Genomic DNA, 21,946 nt, shown 5'->3' with positions numbered 1-21,946 from the left:
ATAGAATGAAGCATGTTGTCCACTCACTGGTAGGAGGGTGTGTGACTGGTAGGAAATTTTCTATCACCTATGGAGGAAGGAGACGACTATCGTGTATAATAAAAGGAACAGTTTTAATGATAGAAGGAGATACTATGAAAGATATGATTCATTATATTGCGATGCTACCAGCTATCGCTATTGCTATATCTATATTTAACTATGCTCAGGCGAAGATGGCCATCCACCTAGGGGATACGACACCGAGACAATGGGGGCGAGATACAATCAATCCCTTTGCTCATATTGATTTACTTGGTATTTTGGTGATGCTCATTGCTAGCGTGGGGTGGAGTAAACCAATTCCATTTTCACCGTATCACTTTAAAAATCCACGGACTGGGATGATACAAATTGCTTTAGCAGGTCTAGGCGCTAATATTTTAGTGGCATTCTTAGCCTATGCTGGTATGTCTGTGGCTATGCAAGTCAGCACAGTAAGCACTGGTTTACAAATGGTTATGTCCTATATTGTGACCTTGTGCATAGGCTTTGGGGTCTTTAACATGTTACCAGTACCAGGCTTTATTGGATTTTATGTGCTACTGCAATATTTGCCTTATGAGTGGCAAGAAAAACTGTTAGGCGCTCAGTTGTGGTTCTTTATCGGTATTTTGGTGTTGGGACAATTTGGATTCTTAGGAGCTATCATCCGTCCAGTATTTGCAGTGATTTTAGGTATTTTTGAAAGTATAGTTCAGTTGATTCTATAACAGAATAGTATGCGTTTTTTGTATATATAGATAGTTATTGTATTTGGTTATAGAAATAATTCATAATTAAAAATAAATCTTGCTAGTCATTCTCAGAAGGTGTAGAATAAAAGCGTTATAAATTTTATATTTCATAGGAGGGTATCCATCATGAAAAAAAGTAAGTTAGCAATTCTTGCATTAGCTTTAGTAGGTGCAGTTTCTGTAGGTGCAAATGCGTCTGCTCATGGCGTGTGGTTTGCAGAACGTATTGATCAACCAACATTGGTATTAGGAGAAGGCCCTGTAGATAACGGATATATGCCATCTATGGTAAAAAGTTTTGAAGCTTATGATGTAGCGTATAATCCATTGGACTTAAAAGTGATTCCTCATGAGCACAATGTAACTATCGAAAAAAATGAAATGTTAGGCACAACAGCAACTACATTTGACTATGGTTACTTTACAAAAGATAAAGACGGTAAAACGCATAGAGCTATGATGAAAGATGTACCAAATGCGGTAAAATCCACTCATGCAGTAAAATACAATGTAAACTACTGGAATGCAGCAGTAAAACCTGAACGTTTGAATATGCCAATCGAAATCGTTCCAAGTGTTAACCCATTGACATTGCGTAAAGGCGACACTTATGAAATCCAAGTGTTCAAAGATGGCATGCCTTATGCTAACGCTCCATTGATCAAAGACGTTCTTAACGACTTGACTAATGAAAGCCAAGCTGACGCGCAAGGTAAAGCAATGGTTACAGTAGCTGCTAACGGCGTGAACGTAGTAGGCGTAGAAGTAGCATTCCCAACTGAAACAAAAGGAGAACAAACTAAATACTTCTCTAGCTTGTCCTTTACGATTCAACCCGAGTAAAACGTCTCTTGCGATGCTATGAAAACTTGTGGCACGCATTGAGTGGTTAAATGAACGAGCGCAACACATTCCTCCACAAACTGATCCTACGGTAGGTTTGCTCCGGAATATGTTGCGCTCGTTTTGTATTTGTGTAATTCAGTCAATATGGGTGCCACAAGTTTTCTACGCGTAACTGCGTTCCTCAGGGGATGTTGTTTGTTCGGGGGCACACCGTGCTCTTTTTTTTGTTTGTCCTATTTAGTCAGTATGATCGGCCACAAGTTTTCTACTCATCACTGTGTTCCTTAAGGAAAATCAAATCATAATATAAACGATTTGATAAATTTTGTGATATAATAAGTTTATAGAAGGGTCGCCGACGTGAGTTGGGATCATCTCTTCCTAATATGGGAGGAGGTGGTACTATGACGAAGTATGAAAAGATTAGCTTAATCATTTCTATTTTGACATTGGTAGTTAACATCATTGCCTTATATAAGTAAGCAATGAAAACGCCTAACGTAAAAGAGGTCTCTCATACCTCAACACGTTAGGCATCATCACATTTTTTAGTTGCTTGAGATGAGCCTAACGCCTCAGACACGTTGATGGCTCTTCTTTTTTATATGTATATTCTAGCATACTTCTAGAAAAAATACTACCTGTATCTACGTACTTTAGTGTGGAATCTCAAGGTATTCCAATAGACGTTTGATCGTGTCTTGTCCATCGTAACAGGTATCGATGAGGTATCCTGGTTCACGTAAAAATTCTGTTAAGCCTCGATAATAAAAATATTTTTTGCTATCTTCGATGATAAAGGGGATTAGATTGTGTTTTAGACACTCTTTAAAGGCAATGAGTCTACCTACTCGGCCGTTTCCATCTTGAAATGGATGGATGCGTTCGAAACGGAAATGAAATTCCAGGATATCTTCAAATGAAATATGTTGTTTGCTGGTATACCATGTTAGTAAATTTTGTATATCTCCTGCTACTTGCTCAGGTTTTGAGGTTTCTATGCCACCGACTACATTCGGTCGTGTTTTGTAGTTTCCTACTTTGAACCAAGGAAGTCTTTCGTCTTTAGTATTATTTTTTAATAGATAGTGAAGGTGTTTGATGTTTTCTTCTGTGAGAGGATCTTCTGCGATATCAATGCAGTAATCGATGGCTCTGAAGTGGTTGACGGTTTCGATAATATCATCAACGGACAGACTTTCATCTCCGTGGATCGTGTTCGTTTCAAAGAGATGTCTAGTTTGCTCTTCGTTCAACTTACTGCCTTCTATGTGGTTGGAGTTATAGGTCATGCGCACTTGCAGTTCATGGTAAAGTCCACCGGAGATTCCATGCTCTTTTTCTTCTCGCAACTGTTTAAGGATGGGGTTGTCAGACTCTAGTGTGTAGAGATCTGTTGGGGAACAAGAAAAGTACTCACATAACTTGCGTATGACTGAGGGTGAAAGTCTTTCACCTTTAGAAATTTTTGCGATAGTTCTTGAAGACATGTGAAGTAATTGCGTTAAGTGAGATTTGTGTAGGTTATGTTCTTGTAATAGACGGAGTAATCCTTGATAATTATACATATGGCACCTCTTTCATCTTTACTTATCATATAAAAAACAGGATAAAAAGTAAAGATTTAAGAAAAAAAGTAAAGATATACGTTTAATAAGTAAAGGATAATGAAAGATTGGACGATAATTTATTCTCAAGCTCCTGAAAGCTATCCCGTACTTGATGAGCAAATCTTGCTAGCTATATTATTCTATCGATTAAAGAGTTTAATTCCTGAAATTTACGGGAATTAAACTCTTTTGCTTTGTGAAGGAAAACTGAAAATATCGGATTTGATAAATATAGTAAATGCAGCCTTTCTTGATAAAAATGAGTCAAAAAAATCTCAAAAAGTAATTGACAGATGTCTAGTCAGAGAATATACTTAAGGTAATTTAAAACCTATTTAGGAGTAGGGTTTAAAACCTACAAGTATAGTGTTTTAAAAATCGAAATAAAAGTAGAATATGTTTTCATGTTATTGACGGTTGGCCTATGTAGGCCCCTAGGAGGTTCATTATGAGTAAAGATGTGGAAAACAAAAATACCCATGACCATAGCCATGGCGAACATCATCACCATCATGATCATGACAATCATCATGACCATTGCCATTGTGGCGGTCACCATCACGACCATGATCACAGTCATGACAAAGCACTACCAACGGATAAATGGGTGCCACACACTCATGAACCAGGCGTGCCTCATGAACATGGTGTAAATGACTACATGAAAGCCGTTGCTGAATATCGAAAAACATGGCCTACCAAACAAGATGTTATCGAACAAACACCAGATCCTGCTGTGCGCGAAATGATTCTCCGCATGGAGCAAATTGGTTGCGATACAGTATTTGATCGTTTTGATAAACAACAACCACAATGTACATTTGGTATTGCTGGTATATGTTGTCGTATCTGTTTCATGGGCCCTTGTAAAATTACACCTAAGAGTCCTCGCGGTGTCTGCGGTGCGGATGCTGACCTCATCGTAGCTCGTAATATGACACGTGCTGCTGCAGGTGGTTTGACTCAACATGGTGCGCATGCTCGTGAAATTTTGATTTCTTTGAAAGCTGCTGCTAATGACCAATTGGATATTCAGATTTTAGGGGAAGAAAAAATCCGTACTGTATGTAAGGCTTTCAACATCCCTGAAGAAGGTCGTTCTTTAAAAGAAGTAGCTAATGATTTAGCGGATGTATTGCTCGAAGATTTGAGCCGTGCATTGCCAGGTGAATATAAAACAATTACAGCGTTGGCTCCTGCAGAGCGTCGCGAAGTTTGGAAAAACTTGGATATCTTGCCTGTTTCCGCATACAATGAAGCCTTTGATGCATATCATCGTACAACCGTAGGTACAGATGGCGATTGGGAAAGTAATATGAAACAATTCTTGCGTTGTGGTCTTGCTTTCACATTTACTGGTGTAGTAGCTGCAGATATCGCTACTGATGCATTATTCGGTCAAGGCGGTCGCCGTACATCCAAAGTTAATATTGGTGCTTTGAAAAAAGGTTATGTTAATATAGCTGTTCATGGTCACTTACCAACATTGGTTTCTCAAATTTGTACAATTGGTGCGTCCGAAGAGTATTTAGAAAAAGCAAAAGCTATCGGTGCTAAAGGCATCCAATTCTACGGTATTTGCTGCTCTGGCTTATCCAGTATGTACCGTTATGAAAATGTAATTCCATTGTGTAATGCTATCGGTGCTGAACTTGTACTTGGTACTGGCGCTCTTGATTGCTGGGTAGCTGACGTTCAAGACGTATATCCTGCTATCATGGACGTAGCACGTTGCTTTAACACAAAAGTTATTACTACATCTGATGCAGCTCGTTTGCCAGGTGCTGAGCATATCGGTTACGATCATCACCATACTAACTTGTCTGAGACAAAAGAATTGGCGCGCAAAATTTTGGATCGTGCTCTTGAAGCGCATGAATTGCGTAAAGGTATGCCTGTATTCATTCCACCATACGAAATCACTGCAGAAGTTGGCTTCTCTCCAGAATCTACTGTTAAACATTATGGTTCCTTCAAACCATTGGCAGAGGCTTTAAAATCTGGCAAAGTTCGTGGTATCGTTAACGTAGTAGGTTGTTCTAACCCTCGCGTTATCTACGAAAAAGCTACTGTAGATATCGTTGATACACTTATTAAAAATGGTTGTATCATCTTAACAAATGGTTGTGCATCCTTCCCATTGATGAAACTTGGTTACTGTAATACAGATGCTATTAAAAAATGTAGCCCTGCATTACAAGAGTTCTTGGGTGATGATCAACCACCAGTATGGCATGTTGGTGAATGTGTAGATAATGCTCGTTCTTCTGGTATCTTTGGTGGTATTGCGGCTGAATTAGGTCTTAACTTACCACAAATGCCATTTGCAATGTCTAGTCCTGAATGGTCTAACGAAAAAGGTATCGATGCATCCCTTGGCTTCCGCCTAATGGGGATTAACTCTTACCACTGCGTTGAGCCACCTACACAAGGCTCTGATGCTGTAACAAAATGGTTGAAAGAAGACACTAAAGACATCTTAGGTTCTGTTATGTATGTTAATACAGATCCTGCTAAAGTAGCTGAAAAAATCTTAGCAGATATGGATGCTAAACGTGCTGCTTTAGGTTGGGCAGAAGTAAAATAGTTTATCTTTTTGATAAATTATAATTTGTAGTTAAGTATACAAACACGCTCTATAGAGCTTGTAGTTATTATAACGGCTCTATACCAAATGTTGGGGCTACTCATATAAGAGTAGCTACCAACATTTTTTGTTGCAATAAAATAGACATATACAAACTCATACCGTATCATTCATTTTACACTAGAGATGCCAGTAACTGAGCAAGTATGTCCACATTGCGGAGTACGTACTTTAGTGTGGAATCTCAAGGTATTTTAGTAGGCCTTTATCCATCTGTTCGTGACTCAAGATACATACAAAACCATGTTCCTCATGGTATAATACGATACGATGCAAGGAGGGTATATGCAGATACGAGATAGAATTATGGCCTATTGGAAAGGGCGAAGCGATGATTTTGGAGCACTGCGCATGAAGGAATTACAATCGAATCTAGCGCCACGATGGTTGCGAGAGATTACTCCGCATCTTAAGGACACCCATCAACGGATTTTAGATTTGGGCACGGGTACAGGCTTTTTTGCCTTTTTACTGGCCCAAAAGGGCTATTCGGTGACCGGCATTGATTTGACGGAAGACATGATTGCGGTGGCGAAGGAGCAAGTGTTGGTATTGCAGGACTCATTACAAGGTACGGTGGACTTTCACTGTATGGATGCTATGCAACTGGAATATGCAGATGCGTCCTTCGATGTCATCTTAGCGCGCAATCTGACGTGGACCTTGCCTGATGTGGAAGCAGCCTATAAGGAATGGTACCGTGTGCTTGCGCCGAAAGGGGTGCTTATCAATATCGATGGTGATTATGGAGTAGAACTCAAAGTGCCTGTGGTGGCACAGCACCATATTCATGAGACAGTATCGAATGAGACTATGCAAGAATGCATTGCTATTACGGAAGGACTATCTATCAGTCGTATGGATCGCCCCCATTGGGATGTGCATATGATTCGGAAAGCAGGTTTTTCCAGAGTGTATCTAGATATGGCAGTGAGTAGCCGTATCTATAATGAAGAAGATGAATTATACAATCCAGTGCCACTCTTTTCCATTGTGGCTAGGAAATAAGGAGTAATTATGCAAACATTTGAAACTTTCAAGGTAACAGAGAAAAATAAATTCGCTATGGCTTCTGCGTTGGCGATGACTGATTTTACAAAGTGCTTTGAGCCAGTACTATTTCTATTTGGCCAAGCTAATGTGGGTAAAACGCATCTATTGAAAGCCATGGAACAAGAGGCGGTAAAAGGAAACCCTAACATCCGTGTTCGTTATGTGACAGGAGCGCAATTCATTAAAGAATACAATGACAGTGTGACCTATGGAGAAGTGGCAGATTATATGGAAGAATACTGTAAGCTACATTTATTATTAGTGGATGATGTGCAGGATATTGTGTATAGCGATGATGAAGGAACTAAAAAGATGTTTATGCGTCTTGTACAAGGCATGAAAGCAAAAGCTCGTCGTATGGCGGTGACGTTTGATGATACGTTTGACTCTGAAGATCGTTCTAATGAATTGCAGAATGAATTGACTGATGGAGTTGTGGCTTTCATCGAATAGAAAAATGAATAGAAAGCGGTTATTACACTGTATAACTAAGTGATATAACCTATGAAAAGAGGCGGATTTCAATCTATAGAAATCCGCCTTAATATCTGTTATACTTGGGAAGAAGAGTTTTCTATTGAGCGAGTGCTCAGGAGAGGAGAAAGTATAATGGCTATTTCAGAAGAAGTACGACAACGATTTGCGGGAGAGTTTGAAAAGTTCCAAGCAGGGATTGAAGGTTTCTTTAAGAAGGAAATCGCCCCAAAGGATTTCAAAGGCATTGGTGGAGGATTTGGTAGTTATGCAGAACGCGGACATGAAAGTGCAATGTTGCGTTTGCGTTTCTTGGGATCTCGTATTCTTCCTTACCAAATGAAATTCTTGGTAAATTCTGTAAAGAAATACGATTTAAAATATGTACATTTCACAACAGGTCAATGTATTCAATTCCATCAATTACAAGGTGAACAAATCTTAGAGTTGTATAAAGACTGTTTTGAACATGACATCTATAATCGTGGTACTGGTGGAGATAACTTGCGTAATGTAACGGCAAGCCCATTACATGGGGTACATCCTGATGAGCCATTTGCAGTGACTCCTTACTTGCAAGCAGCTAGTGAGTATGCTGTATCTTTAATTGGTACCTTAGCATTACCACGTAAATATAAAATTGGTTTCTCTGTGGTAGACAATGAGGGCCATGCAAATTATAAAGATTTAGGATTTTTGGCAAAAGAAAATGGTACCTTTGATGTCTATGCTGGTGGTGGCATGGGTGGTGGTTCTGCATTCGGCGTGTTAGTAGCAGAAAATGTAGATCCAAAAGAAGCATTACAACATATCGATGGCATGTTGCATTTGTATCATGAATTGGGTGACTTTAACAATCGTGGTAAAGCACGTTCTCGTTTCATTGCACAACGCTTAGGGGAAGAAGAGTTCCGTAAAGCGTATCATGAATATTTAGAAAAATCTAAAGCAGCCCATGATTTGACATTGTTTGTGGCGCCTTATGAAGTGAAAAAAGTGGGTACCACAACACCGGCTACACCGTTGGCAGAGCCACAAAAGCAAGAAGGCTTGTACTACATCCAATACAAACCATTAGTAGGTACACCGCCAATCGACGTATTCGTAAAATTATTTGATTACGTAGGCGGTTTAGAAGAAACAGAAATCCGTATTTGTGGTGATGAATCTGTGTACATCGTAAACTTAACAGGAGAAGAAGCGGATGCAGTAGCGGCTATTATCGCTGATACTCATGCGAAAAATAACTTCGAGCACACTGTATCTTGCGTAGGTGCTACGATTTGTCAACTCGGGTTCCAAGATTCTTCTGGATTGGTAAAAGTAATTAAGAAGACCTTAGAAGCGCAAGGATTATCTACCGATCGTTTACCACAATTACATGTATCTGGATGTTTATCTTCTTGTGGTACACATCAAGTAGGCTCCTTAGGGCTTCATGGTTTTACTAAACTAGTGGATAGTAAACCGCAACCAGCTTTCAAAGTGTTCATCAACGGTAATGGTGAATTAGAAGGCCCACGTATGTCTGATGAAGTGGGTGTAGTCACAGTGGAAGATATTCCTCAATTCTTCATTGACCTTGTGAAAGCACTGGAAGTAGCAGGACAAGATTTTGACACATGGAAAGATCAACAACCAGAAGCATTCCAAGCAGTAATCAGTAAATATCTATAATGTATATAAAAACGTTCTTACTTAGGTAGGAGCGTTTTTACTTTGAGTAACTATGTACTATATTGAAGAAATTGCATAGATACGGTATAATGAAAGAGATATCTCAAGATTGAGAATGCAAACTTCGTGGAGTATAGTCATGTAAGTTTTGTTCATAGAATTGTATATATAGGAGAGTCCAATGAAAAAAAGTACATTAGCCTTAGTAGGAGCTATGGCATTTGCCACAACCTTTGCAGTAGCGCCACAAGCACATGCTGAAATCAATGAATATTCTAACTTAAATGATAAAACAGTGGTGGTGCGCCAACCTGGTCAATCCATGGTATTGTCCATGCGTGAAGTAGCAGGTATCTTTGTGGGCCGTTATGTAAAAGCAGCCGTTAGCTCTATTACACTGGATCCATCAAAAGGTAATTATCAGTATGTGGTGGTAGGATATACACCGAAACAAAAAATTACCATTGATGTAGACGTAATTACTGGTAAAGTAGTGCGTGAATTCCGTTCTAGCAAAGCAAAAGATGTAGCGTCTAAAGTCTTTAATCCATTGAAAGTAATTTCCCCAAAAGAAGCGGAAGTAGCAGCTCGTGCTTTGGTAGGAGAAGGTTCTTTCACTAGAGGATGGGAAATTAAAGCGGAAAATAATGAAGTGCATTATATGGTGCGCACACAAGATAAAGATGAAAAAGAATATAGTGTAAAAGTAGATGCTGTGACAGGTCAAGCCTTAGAAAAAGGAGAACCTATCGACTGGGCAAAAATTAAAGCAGATCGCTTGCGTAATGATGGGGTAGGTAAACCATTTACATTACAAGAAGAACCAGAAGATGTAGATGCAGATCCTACGAAAACATTAAAATAGGTGAAGTATGACGTATCAAAATATTATATTTAGCATCGAAGGTAATGTGGCGACTATAACATTTAATCGTCCAGAAGTACAAAATGGCTTTAATGTGCCTATGTGCCAAGAAATTTTAGATGCTATTCGTGTAGTTAAAGAAACGGATGAGGCCCGTGTATTAGTATTCAAGGCTGAAGGTAAGGTTTTTTCTGTAGGTGGAGACCTAACAGAAATGAAGCGCGCTGTAGAAGAAGACGATACGGAGTCTTTGTTTGAGATTACCCACTTGGTGATGGAAATATCTTTGGCTATGAAACATTTGCCAAAACCTGTAGTCATGTGTACTGATGGTGCTGTGGCAGGGGCGGCTTTTAATATGGTGTTGGCAGCAGATATGTGCGTAGCTTCAACGAATAGTCGTTTCATTCAAGCTTTTGTCAATGTGGGACTAGCACCTGATGCAGGTGGTATGTACTTGTTGAGCCGTGCTGTAGGTATCAACAGGGCTATGCAACTGGCTATGACAGGGGAAGCGGTAACAGCTGAAAAAGGTAAGGAATATGGCTTTGTCTATAAAGTGTGTGAACCAGAGATTTTGGAACGCACAACGAATCGTTTAGTGCAACGCTTGGCGAAAGGGCCAGTTCAATCTTTCCGAGCGATGAAACAAATGATGTGGGCTAGTTTCTTTACAAATTTTGAGGAATATGCGGAATTAGAAGTGAAAATCCAAAATTCCTTAGGAGAAACAGAAGACTTCCGTGAAGGTGTGCGTGCTTTTGCTGAAGGAAGACGACCTAAATTTAAATAGTGCATCTGAGGATGTGAAAAAAGAGCTATTACGACTAAATAAGGTCGATAATAGCTCTTTTGGCATTGGAGGAAGGTACATCTCGTAAGGGATATTCTGTTCGTATATAAAATAAGATGCATGGTTCAAAAGTATTCCAATACAAAGAGGACCCTCCTAGAGAAGAGTCCTCGTGTATATGTGATTACCGGTCGCCGTTAAAGATAGAGTTTTTAACAATGACATAATCAACTTTTTTGATGGCTTGTAGTGTAGTACCACCAGCGTAGGAGATAGAAGATTGCAAATCTTGTTCCATTTCAGTCAATGTATCAAAGATACTGCCTTTGGATTGGATTGTGATTTTTTTGCCTTCTACATTTTTCCGTTCCCCTTTTTGGTGTTCAGAAGCACTGCCGAAGTATTCTTTATAAGCTACGCCGTCAATAGTCACTTCTTTACCTGGGGATTCGATATGACCAGCGAATAAAGAGCCAATCATAACAAAGGAAGCTCCGAAGCGAATAGATTTGGCAATGTCACCGTGATCACGGATACCGCCGTCTGCGATGATAGGTTTTGTGGCTGCTTTTGCACACCAACGAACAGCAGATAATTGCCAACCACCAGTACCAAAACCAGTTTTTAGTTTTGTGATACATACTTTACCAGGTCCGATGCCCACTTTAGTAGCATCAGCACCAGCATTTTCTAGTTCACGAACGGCCTCTGGAGTACCTACGTTACCAGCGATAACAAAGCTTTCAGGAAGCTCACGTTTAATGTGTTGAATCATGTCGATAACGCTGTTGGAATGACCGTGAGCGATATCGATAGTAATATATTCTGGGCATAGATTTGCTTCTTTTAATTCCTTAACGAATTCAAATTCCTCTGGTTTTACACCGATGGAAATAGATGCAAATAAACCTGCCTCATGCATGTCTTTTACAAAGTCCAAACGTTTTTCTGGTTGGAAGCGGTGCATGATGTAGAAATAGTTTTCAGCCGCTAATTGTTTTGCTAATTTTTCATCGATGATGGTTTGCATATTAGCTGGCACAACTGGTAAGCGGAATGTATGATTTCCCAGTTTCACCGTTGTGTCACATTCGCTACGGCTGGATACGATACACTTATTCGGTATCAACTGCACGTCTTCATAATCGAAAATGTTTGTAGTATTGATCATTATTTATTGCCCCCTAAATAGACAGAATTAGGATTACGACATAATCCTTATCTATTATACATAAGACCTCTTATCTTGGCAACAATAGGAAGGATATACTTAGTCATTTTTGATATGCTAATTTGTACTAAAGGAATCCTGTATTTTGTGAAAAAATATATAGATAAAAATAGATTAAAAGTGATACAATAAAAAGAAACATAATAGAGAATTTGATAATATATTTCAATGTATCATAATCTAAAAAGGAGATAGATATGAGTTATACAAGTTCAAGAAAAACAAAAATGCTAGTAGAAGGCGGCCTAGTCATTGCTATGGCACAAATTCTGAGCATGTATGTGATTTACCAAATGCCACAAGGTGGTGCAGTGAAAGCAGCTAATTTAGTACCCCTTTTAATTTATGCGTATCGTTGGGGTGGTCGTGCTGGCATGCTAACGGGAGTTGCCTATGGGATTGTCCATTTTTTAGTGGGATTTAAATTTTCCATTCATTACATGAGCATTATTTTGGATTATATTTTGGCGTATGGTGCCATCGGTATGGCAGGATTTTTTGGTGGTTCTAGTACTGTGAAAGCCTTCTTTGGCGCAATTTATGCAATCTTAACACGCTTTGCCATATCTGCCATTAGTGGTGTGGTTGTGTTTGGTTCTTATGCGCCAGAAGGGATAAGTCCTTGGATTTACTCCTTAACGTATAATGCAACATATATGTTGCCAGATATGGTGATTAATCTTGTAGTATTGGCATTGTTGTATGTGCCAGTGATGCGTGGATTAGGTCGTGTGACACCAATCCATAAATAAGAAAACATCTAGACAGGAGATATCTATGATTTCTGAATTAGGAATTATTGTGTTAGCGGGTGGACTTAGCACTCGTATGGGGACGGATAAAACGAGATTACCATGGGGCAGTACCACTTTATTAGGGGAAATGCTCCGTAAGGCGGTCCTCACAGAATGTGGAGAAATTTTAGTCTCCATTAATCGAGAATTAGAAGAATCAGAGGCACATATTATTGAAGAGGCACGTTCTTTTGGTCGACATATTCAATTAGTGCCAGATACAATTGCTATGAAAGGCCCTCTTAGTGGACTGCAATCAGCCCTTTCAGTAGGTACTCGAGAAGCCTATATCGTAGTGTCTGCAGATATGCCATGGTTTTCCTTTCATTGGTTGCCGTCTTGGGAAGTGCATATAGATGCATTTTTACAAGGCGAATTATTAGCTATGGTTCCCTATGTAGGATTACAGGAATACGAGCCATTGGCGGCCATTTATAAACGATCTGTGCTAGATACGATTCAAGAATCCCTAGAAGGTGAAGATGTGTCTATGCACGGAGTATTAGATAAGATTCCTTATATGGAAATGGATATGATTGAAGAAGCAGAGCTATATAGCAATGTGAATACTAGATTATCCTATAAGTTGGCAAAAGCTAAATCTGCCAATCGTGAACGCTCTGTTCCCATTGTGACCATTAGTGCGAGCCAATCTAAGTCGGGTAAAACGACGGTGGCTACGTCTCTCATCAATCGCCTTTCACAACGAGGTATCGTGGTGGGAATGGTGAAAAGCGACGGTCATGGATTTAGCATGGATCAGGAAGGTACCGATACATGGAAGGCTAGTCAAGCAGGGGCTAAAGCGGTGGCGATAGCTGGACCCAATGGATATGCCATGGTAGTACATGGTGAAAGTATGCAACGACAACAGCAACTCATTCGTTTGGCCAATGAAATGCCAGTAGATTTGGTGCTCCTAGAAAGTAGAAGTCATGGGGTGGCACCTATTATTGAAGTGGTCCGTGCCAATCATAATGATATACGGTTACAGCAATTAGAAGATATTGTGGCAGTAGTTACAGATATAGATGATACATTAGATGGGAATACTATCTGCGAGCAATTTAGTTTCAGCGATGAAGATATGGATCGATTAGCCGATTGGATATTGAAGGAGTTGTTATAATGCAAGTAGTAACAGTAGAAGAAGGCTTACAGTTGCTAGAAACTCCTTTTACCCAAAATAGATATAAAATAGAGAGAGAATCTGTATCCATTGGACACTCCTATGGTAGAGTGCTAGGAACGACGGCTTTAGCTAAGATGAATTATCCTCCTTTTAGGCGTTCGGCTATGGATGGTATTGCCATTCGATATGCAGAAGATACAAGGACATATCGTATACTAGAGACTATTGGCGCAGGTGAAGTCTTTCAAGGTCAATTAGCGCCTGGTGAAGGGATTCACATTATGACGGGTGCTATGATACCAGATACTGCAGATACGGTGGTGGTAAAAGAAGCTCTTACTTGGAGTAATGATATGGAGGTGACTGTACCTAGTCGCATAGAACGGGGGCAACATATTATCCTCGAAGGGGAAGATATACAAATCGGTCAAGAATTATTGCCTGCTGGTACTGTATTGGAAGCGGAACAAGTTGGAACTTTAGCGGGGCAAGGATATAGTGAAGTCTTAGTGTATCGTAATCCAAGAGTTATTGTGCTCACCACAGGGCGTGAAGTACAAGATCCATCAGAGCCACTACGAGTGGGGCATATTTATAACTCTAATCGGTATTTACTAGAAGGCACCTTACATGTATTAGGTGTTGATGTGGTGGGAGTAGCCCATCTGTCGGATGCGCCAGGCACAGTAGACGACAATATTGCTACCGTACAACATATGCTGGATACATTGGGACCGGTGGATATGATTATCAGCACCGGAGGTGTATCTGTAGGTGACTATGATACTATGCCTGAATTGTACGAACGATTAGGGGCTAATACATTGTATCGACGGTTACATATGCGCCCAGGTGCTGCATCCTTCGGTGGTATCATTACGATTGATGACCATAGTATATGGTGCATGGGCTTATCTGGTAATCCTACGGCTGCGATGAATCAGTTCTATTTATTGGTGCTGCCTGTGTTAGAGCGGTTATCTGGACAGACAGTAATGACTAGGTGGATAGAATGTTACCTAGGTGAAGTGGCAGATAGAAAACACCCTCTTGACCGCTATTATCAAGGACATATTAGGTACGAAGCTGGTTCTTGTTGGGCATACCCTAACTTAGGGATGACATCGGGAGGTTTAAAATCTTTATCGGTAGCTAATGGTTTAATTAAAATTCCAGGGAATAGCGATCGATTAGAGAGAGGAACATTAGTAAAAGTGTTACCGTTTACTCGATAAAAAGAATAAAGAAACAAAAATATGAATAAATACCCTGTTTTATGGGTATTTATCTTGTAGGCTTAGAAAAAATCTGATATAATAATTCTATAGAATTTTATAAGTAAGGTCTACAAAGAGACACATCGTACACGTACCCTGTGCCTCTTTTTGTATGGTCTTTAAAGGGTAGTATTTATGAAAAAGGAGATTCTATGGCAGTATTAAAAAGACTTGGCTTATCTGGTTGGATTGTCATTGGCTTATTAGCGGGTGTACTAGTAGGGTCGGTAGCACCAGATTTTGCAAAACAATTAAAACCATTAGGCGATGTATTTATTCGTATGATTAAAATGATCGTAGTACCATTGATTTTCAGTTCCCTTGTCATGGGCATCGCTGGTACGGGGGACTTTAAAAAATTAGGCCGTTTAGGGGGCAAAGCTATTCTATGGTTTGAAGTTGCGACTACACTAGCATTATTTGTAGGGTTATTTGTAGTTAATGTATTTGAACCGGGCGTAGGAGTGAACTTAACAGCTACAGGTAATGCCGTAGACATTGCTAATAAAGCAGCAGCAAAAGGCGAGATGGACCACGTACAAATGTTGGTAAATATCATTCCAACGAACATTGTAGACGCTATGGCTCGTGGTGATATGTTGCAAATTATCTTCTTTAGCTGTATGTTTGCTATTGCAGCAGCAAGTATTGGTAAAGAAGGGAAACAAATTGTTGAACTTTCCAAAGACTTGGCTCATATTATGTTCAAAGTGACGCACTATGTAATGTATGTGTCTCCTATCGGTATCTTTGGTGCCATTGCATATACAGTAGGTAACTTTGGCTTGGGTATGCTAGTGCCATTGATGAAGTTAGTATTCACCTTGTACGGTGGTTTGGCGTTATTCTTAATCCTTATCATTGCTATCGCTTCTTTCTTTACAAAAGTAAACTTATTTAAACTAGGTAAAGTATTGAAAGAGCCAATCGTGTTGGCTTTCTCTACAGCGGCGTCTGAAGCAGCATTGCCAATTGCCATGGAAAAATTGAAAAAGGTTGGTATTCCTAACCAAATCGTAAGTTTCGTACTACCTTTGGGATATACATTTAACTTGGATGGCTCCACGTTGTACTCATCCTTAGCGGTAGTATTTATTTCTCAAGTGTATGGTGTGCCATTTCCATTAGAACAGCAATTATTAATGGTATTAACGTTGATGTTGTCCACGAAAGGGATTGCAGCAGTGCCAGGAGCATCATTGATTGTTATTGCTGGTACAGCAGCGGCCTTTGGATTGCCAGTAGAAGGCTTAGCATTAATCCTTGGTGTAGACCGTATATTAGATATGGCGCGTACTGTATGTAACTTATCTGGTAACTGTTTAGCAGCTGCTGTTGTAGGGCGTTGGGAAAACGAAGTATCTGCGGAGCGTTTGTCAGAATTAATGGAACATCCTTTGACTGATGAAGAAGTGGAAGCTTTAGAACAAGCAAGCTTTGAACACGTAGGTGAACAACAAGCATAATTAATTACACTGAGATCGTTGCAATACAAAAAAGACTGTTTACATTTACTATGTAAGCAGTCTTTTTTTTGGCTCTTTGTCAAATGTGGGGGCTACTCATGTAAAAGCTTTTAGCGCTAGCTATGGAAATAGCTAGTGCTATTCTTTTTGCTTAACATAAGTATACGAACTCTAAAGCGTTCAAAATGGCGTAACCCATAACTTATTCTCTTTAATACTTTAATTTTGTTATTACAACCTTCAGTAAATCCATTGGAATATGGTAATACAAAGGCATTGACAATTTGAGGGAACCAATTAGTAAAAGATAGTTTAAAATTGTTAAATTCTACTAAATGGCTTCTTTCTACTATGTTCAGCCATAACTGTAAATGTCTTTCGATGTTATGAATGCTAAAGGTTTTAAATATCTTTCTAAAGGCTAATCTAAGTCCATAAGCAATCCGTAAATCATCAGAGATACGTAATATTTCCTGTAGTTTTATCTGTTCGCTTTCAGTTAATCTGTCAGGATTTTTCATAAGTATTCTTCGGTTATGTTTGAGCATTTTAGAATGTGCTACTAATATCTTTTGCTCTCTCTTGCGTACTCGTTCTACAGCCCAATCCACTAAGCGACATACATGATAGCGATCAGCTACAATATGTGCATGAGGAAACATAGTTTGCATCACTAACTTAAATAACGGAGACATGTCCATAATAATATATGTAACTTGTTTTCTAGCTTTTCTAGAAAAGCTAGAAAAATACTGAATTAGTGCATTAGTATCTCGTTTAGGTAAAATATCCACGATGGAATGATTCCTTATATCCGTAATGATAACTTGGTATACTTGACCTCCAGCATTACCTTTATACTCATCGATACCTAATACAGTAGGTAGATTCTTTGGCCTAGGAATAGCTAACTTAGAACAATATCGAATGACTGTAGATACAGAAATGTCACTGCGCTTAGCCATCTCGGTAAAAGATCCTTTTTCACTAAATTGCCTAAATAGATATTCCATATTACTTTTACTAATTTGCAAATAACGGCTAACAAAAGGATTCTTTTCTATGAAAGTATGATGACACTCCTGGCATGTGTAGCGTCTTTGTAAATATGTAGCAGTCACAGGATGATGTTGTATAACACCAAATTTAACCTCCCTAGATCGTTTACCTTTAGACTTTCTAGTGCTCTCTCCACAATGAGGACACACTTGTTCAGCTACTGGCATCTCAAGAGTAAAGTGAACAGAACCGTCCTCATTTACTCTTGTATGTTTGATATATTCCTCTTTAATTTTAAAGATAATTTCTGTATAATTAACTGTAGACATATATGACTCATCCTTTCTTAATTGTGTGGTTACTTTTATGATACGGTATGAGTCTGTATATGTCTATTTTATTGCAACAAAAAATGTTGGCGACTACTCTTATATGAGTAGCCCCAACATTTATTATAGAGCCTTTTTTTTGTATTTCACTATACGGTGATGAGAGTATTAATGTTGTCGAAATACTTAGATTATATAATAGTATAAGTGCAGCAAAAAAGAAAAAATACCATGTACATCTAATAGATGCTCATGGTATTCGTTGATAGAGTTCTTTAGGCCATCTGTAGGGAAGAGTAGAGGAGAAGACCTAAAGATGTGAATGAAGGATGTGTATTTATGTGCGACATACCGTAGAGGTAGCATGGTAGAGGTAGCTGGTTATGTCGCATACATATATTATTAGGCCCTATAAAGGAGTTGAGGAGTTTATAATATACGTACATCACTTCACAAGAAAGAGAGTATCATAGTGTTGCTACTCTTTATGTGTAGTATAAACTAGAAGCGTCAAAAGAATGTCAAAATATAAAACTTTTTATTAAAAATTTTTTGAAAAAAGATTTTTATATTTTTTGTATACATTAATTGTACTATTGTATCTCTGTAAAGGATTTGTTATAATGCTTTCTATAGAATTTTAGAATAGGTTCTGAAAGAGACATTCTGTACTTGTACACCATCGCCTCTTTTTATATAACCTAAGCAAGTATTGGTATGTAAAAAGGAGATTCTATACTATGTTAAAGAAAATTGGACTGTCCGGGTGGATAGGCATTGGTCTTTTGGCTGGTGTGCTAGTAGGTGCAGTGGCACCAGATTTTGCGAAACAATTAAAACCTTTAGGTGATGTATTTATTCGCATGATTAAAATGATTGTAGTCCCTTTAATTTTTAGCTCCCTAGTAATGGGTATCGCCGGGACAGGGGATTTTAAAAAATTAGGTCGTCTTGGCGGAAAAGCGATTCTATGGTTTGAATTAGCTACTACGTTGGCGTTATTTATTGCATTGTTTGCTGTGAATGTAGTAGAACCCGGAGTGGGTGTGAATTTGACAGCTAGTGGTGGCGCTACGGATATCGTTAACAAAGCAGCCTCTAAAGGTCAAATGGACCATGTGCAAATGTTAGTGAATATTATTCCAACAAATATTATTGATGCCATGGCTCGTGGAGATATGTTACAAATTATCTTCTTTAGCTGTATGTTTGCTATTGCAGCAGCAAGTTTGGGTAAAGAGGGAAAACAAATTGTAGACTTATCAAAAAGTATAGCCCACATCATGTTTAGAGTAACCCATTATGTCATGTATATTTCTCCTATCGGTATTTTTGGTGCTATTGCGTATACAGTTGGTGCCTTTGGGATTGAAATGCTGATTCCATTATTAAAATTAGTATTTACTTTATATGCGGGGCTAATTGTGTTCCTTGCCATCGTATTGGGTATCGCATCGGCTTTAACAAAAGTGAACTTATTTAAATTATTCATCGCATTGAAAGAGCCTACTATCTTAGCGTTTACCACAGCCGCATCAGAGGCAGCATTACCAATTGCTATGGAGAAATTGAAAAAGATGGGGATTCCCAATCATATTGTAAGCTTCGTACTTCCCTTGGGATATACATTTAATTTAGATGGCTCTACGTTGTACTCTGCATTGGCGGTTGTCTTTATTGCACAAGTCTATGGTGTTCCATTTCCGATTGATCAACAAATTTTAATGATGATTACGTTGATGTTGTCCACTAAAGGAATTGCAGGGGTACCAGGCGGCTCCTTAATTGTGGTGGCAGCTACAAGTGCAGCCTTTGGACTGCCAGTGGAAGGCTTAGCTTTAATTTTGGGGATAGACCGTGTGTTAGATATGGGTCGTACCGTATGTAACTTGTTAGGTAATTGCATCGCTGCAGCTATTGTGGGGCGATGGGAACAAGAAGTATCTGCAGAAGATTTAAAACGATATATAGATCATCCACTAACAGATGAAGAAGTATCGGCTCTAGAACAAAAACATTTGGAAGCTATGGCAGATGCGCATGCATAATAGAATGTAAATAAACACCATATATACCAGTTCTGGATATATGGTGTTTTTTTATAACTTGTTATAGAAAAGGAAAGTGCTTTAAGTGTAATTATTGATAGACGAAATATGGTAAATCGTTGTATGATGTTCGTAATAGACTATTTCTTTACTATAGTACTAGTGAAAAGTGTTGGAATTCTTGAACAGTAAAGAATTGCTGTAACCTGCGTTATGGTCATGCAAGTGCATAGCGATGTATAAGGAGGGAGACTCATGTTAAGTGATATTGAAATTGCCCAACAGGCACAAATGGAACCTATTGTGGAAATTGCAAAACGATGCAATTTAGCAGAAGATGAATTAGAATTATATGGAAAATATAAAGCAAAAGTGTCCTTTGATGCGATGGAACGCTTACAGGATACGCCGAATGGTAAGCTGGTACTAGTTACAGCCATCACACCTACACCAGCAGGAGAAGGCAAGTCTACCACTACTATTGGATTGACGCAAGCTTTACAACAAATTGGTGTGAATAGTATTGCTGTATTGCGCGAACCATCCTTAGGACCAGTATTCGGTGTCAAAGGTGGTGCTGCTGGCGGTGGTTATGCGCAGGTAGTGCCAATGGAAGATATTAATCTTCATTTTACAGGGGATATGCATGCCATAACGGCGGCTAATAACTTGTTATCAGCAATGATTGATAATCATATTTTCCAAGGTAATGCACTACAAATCGATGTGCGTCGTATTAGTTGGAAACGCGTATTAGATATGAATGATCGTGCTTTACGTAATGTGGTCATTGGCATGGGTGGCCCTATGAGTGGTGTACCACGAGAAGATCATTTCATGATTACGGTGGCCTCTGAAATTATGGCTATTTTATGCTTGGCTCGTGATTTAGAAGATTTAAAAGCACGATTTGGTCGTATTGTAATTGGTACAAACCTATCTGGAGATCCTGTATTTGTTCATCAATTAGGTTGTGAAGGAGCGATGGCACTACTTATGAAAGATGCTATCAAACCTAATTTAGTACAAACGTTAGAACATACACCAGTACTGATCCATGGTGGTCCATTTGCGAATATTGCTCATGGATGTAACTCTATCATTGCTACCAAGCTAGGATTAAAATTAGGTGATGTAGTCATTACAGAAGCGGGATTTGGGGCGGATTTAGGAGCAGAGAAATTCTTACATATTAAGTGTCATTATGGAGACATCTTCCCTGATGCAGTGGTCATCGTAGCCACTATCCGTGCCTTAAAAATGCATGGAGGAGTGCCAAAATCAGAGTTGACCAAAGAAAATGTAAAAGCACTAGAACGAGGCTTTGTGAATTTAGGGAAACAAATCGCCAATATGAGAGCCTTTGGGTTACCAGTATTAGTGAGTATTAATAAATTTGCTACGGATACACCAGCTGAAATCGATGCATTATTGCAATTATGTGATCATTACGGTGTAGATGTAAGCCTTAATGAATGCTGGGGAAAAGGTGGAGCCGGCGGTATTGATATGGCGAAACAAGTGATGGGTATGCTTGAAGGAACAGATATCAAGCCAACTGCTTTATACGACGCGAAAGATAGTATTCCTGATAAGTTAACGGCTATTGTAAAAGAAATTTATGGTGGCAATGGTGTAGAATTTACCAGTGCAGCGAAAAAGCAAATTGCTCAATTGGAAGAATGGGGATTGGCAGACTTACCGGTATGTGTGGCAAAAACACAATATTCCTTAAGTGATAATCCGGAGTTACTAGGAGCCCCTACAGGCTTTACGATTACTGTGCAAGATGTACGAATTGCCAATGGGGCTGGATTTATTGTGTGTCAAACAAGCAATATTATGGTCATGCCAGGGTTACCGAAACAACCAGCAGCTCTTGGTATGGATGTAACAGCAGAAGGGACTATTAAAGGATTGTTTTAGGAG

17 protein-coding genes are annotated in these 21,946 nt (G+C 39.1%); 14 read left to right on the top strand and 3 right to left on the bottom strand.

Annotated elements, in window-relative coordinates; genetic code table 11:
• The first annotated feature begins 134 nt into the window (after positions 1-134).
• Both EO119_RS01325 and EO119_RS01320 read left to right on the top strand, forming a co-directional pair.
• On the top strand, positions 135-752 hold the full coding sequence (locus EO119_RS01325; RefSeq protein WP_126940391.1) for a site-2 protease family protein: 618 nt from the start codon (positions 135-137) through the stop codon (positions 750-752).
• Positions 753-902: 150 nt separating this feature from the next.
• Entirely contained in the window at positions 903-1,619 is a 717-nt protein-coding gene (locus EO119_RS01320; RefSeq protein WP_062401641.1) for a DUF4198 domain-containing protein, read from the top strand.
• A gap of 659 nt (positions 1,620-2,278) precedes the next feature.
• On the opposite strand, the gene EO119_RS01315 is transcribed toward EO119_RS01320, so the two are convergent.
• Positions 2,279-3,190, bottom strand: a complete 912-nt coding sequence (locus tag EO119_RS01315; RefSeq protein WP_126940390.1) for a Fic family protein — start codon at positions 3,188-3,190, stop codon at positions 2,279-2,281.
• A gap of 490 nt (positions 3,191-3,680) precedes the next feature.
• Between EO119_RS01315 and cooS the strand changes: the two genes are divergently transcribed.
• The 6 genes from cooS (at position 3,681) to EO119_RS01285 (ending at position 10,741) form a co-directional block, all read left to right on the top strand.
• Positions 3,681-5,819 carry an anaerobic carbon-monoxide dehydrogenase catalytic subunit gene (gene cooS / locus EO119_RS01310; RefSeq protein ID WP_126940389.1) on the top strand — a complete coding sequence of 713 codons (2,139 nt, stop codon included), beginning with the start codon at positions 3,681-3,683 and terminating at the stop codon, positions 5,817-5,819.
• 345 nt (positions 5,820-6,164) lie between these two features.
• Positions 6,165-6,887, top strand: a complete 723-nt coding sequence (locus EO119_RS01305; RefSeq protein ID WP_164725656.1) for a class I SAM-dependent methyltransferase — start codon at positions 6,165-6,167, stop codon at positions 6,885-6,887.
• Positions 6,888-6,896: 9 nt separating this feature from the next.
• Positions 6,897-7,385 (top strand): DnaA ATPase domain-containing protein, encoded by a 489-nt coding sequence (locus EO119_RS01300; protein WP_126940387.1) that lies wholly within the window; start codon positions 6,897-6,899, stop codon positions 7,383-7,385.
• A gap of 156 nt (positions 7,386-7,541) precedes the next feature.
• Positions 7,542-9,083, top strand: a complete 1,542-nt coding sequence (locus EO119_RS01295) for a nitrite/sulfite reductase (RefSeq protein ID WP_164725655.1) — start codon at positions 7,542-7,544, stop codon at positions 9,081-9,083.
• A 181-nt stretch (positions 9,084-9,264) separates the two neighbouring features.
• On the top strand, positions 9,265-9,948 hold the full coding sequence (locus EO119_RS01290; protein ID WP_009353293.1) for a PepSY domain-containing protein: 684 nt from the start codon (positions 9,265-9,267) through the stop codon (positions 9,946-9,948).
• A 7-nt stretch (positions 9,949-9,955) separates the two neighbouring features.
• A complete protein-coding gene (locus tag EO119_RS01285) occupies positions 9,956-10,741 on the top strand; it encodes an enoyl-CoA hydratase (protein WP_009353363.1) in 786 nt (261 codons plus the stop codon).
• Positions 10,742-10,925: 184 nt separating this feature from the next.
• Here the strand turns inward: EO119_RS01285 and guaC are convergent, their stop codons facing one another.
• Entirely contained in the window at positions 10,926-11,912 is a 987-nt protein-coding gene (guaC, locus tag EO119_RS01280) for a GMP reductase (RefSeq protein WP_062401653.1), read from the bottom strand.
• A gap of 257 nt (positions 11,913-12,169) precedes the next feature.
• Between guaC and thiT the strand changes: the two genes are divergently transcribed.
• The 4 genes from thiT to EO119_RS01260 all read left to right on the top strand — a co-directional run bounded on the left by thiT (position 12,170) and on the right by EO119_RS01260 (position 16,641).
• Positions 12,170-12,724 (top strand): energy-coupled thiamine transporter ThiT, encoded by a 555-nt coding sequence (thiT, locus tag EO119_RS01275; RefSeq protein WP_126940385.1) that lies wholly within the window; start codon positions 12,170-12,172, stop codon positions 12,722-12,724.
• Between the two features lie 25 nt (positions 12,725-12,749).
• Entirely contained in the window at positions 12,750-13,895 is a 1,146-nt protein-coding gene (locus EO119_RS01270) for a molybdopterin-guanine dinucleotide biosynthesis protein MobB (RefSeq protein WP_126940384.1), read from the top strand.
• A complete protein-coding gene (locus EO119_RS01265) occupies positions 13,895-15,133 on the top strand; it encodes a molybdopterin molybdotransferase MoeA (protein WP_126940383.1) in 1,239 nt (412 codons plus the stop codon). The genes EO119_RS01270 and EO119_RS01265 overlap by 1 nt, the downstream gene beginning before the upstream one ends.
• 194 nt (positions 15,134-15,327) lie before the next feature.
• A complete protein-coding gene (locus EO119_RS01260; protein ID WP_062401663.1) occupies positions 15,328-16,641 on the top strand; it encodes a dicarboxylate/amino acid:cation symporter in 1,314 nt (437 codons plus the stop codon).
• A gap of 116 nt (positions 16,642-16,757) precedes the next feature.
• Here EO119_RS01260 and EO119_RS01255 read toward each other — a convergent pair whose 3' ends face one another.
• Positions 16,758-17,969 (bottom strand): ISL3 family transposase, encoded by a 1,212-nt coding sequence (locus EO119_RS01255; RefSeq protein WP_126940382.1) that lies wholly within the window; start codon positions 17,967-17,969, stop codon positions 16,758-16,760.
• Positions 17,970-18,709: 740 nt separating this feature from the next.
• On the opposite strand from EO119_RS01255, the gene EO119_RS01250 reads away from it, so the two are divergent.
• Together EO119_RS01250 and EO119_RS01245 are read left to right on the top strand one after the other, a co-directional pair.
• Positions 18,710-20,017: a dicarboxylate/amino acid:cation symporter gene (locus EO119_RS01250; protein ID WP_009353362.1), complete on the top strand. Its 1,308-nt coding sequence runs from the start codon at positions 18,710-18,712 to the stop codon at positions 20,015-20,017.
• Between the two features lie 255 nt (positions 20,018-20,272).
• A complete protein-coding gene (locus EO119_RS01245) occupies positions 20,273-21,943 on the top strand; it encodes a formate--tetrahydrofolate ligase (protein WP_126940381.1) in 1,671 nt (556 codons plus the stop codon).
• Positions 21,944-21,946 lie beyond the last annotated feature (3 nt).

The organism is Veillonella sp. CNR 79/14 (genome assembly GCF_003992185.1).
Classification (GTDB): domain Bacteria; phylum Bacillota; class Negativicutes; order Veillonellales; family Veillonellaceae; genus F0422.
This window is presented reverse-complemented; position numbering and strand designations above follow the sequence as displayed.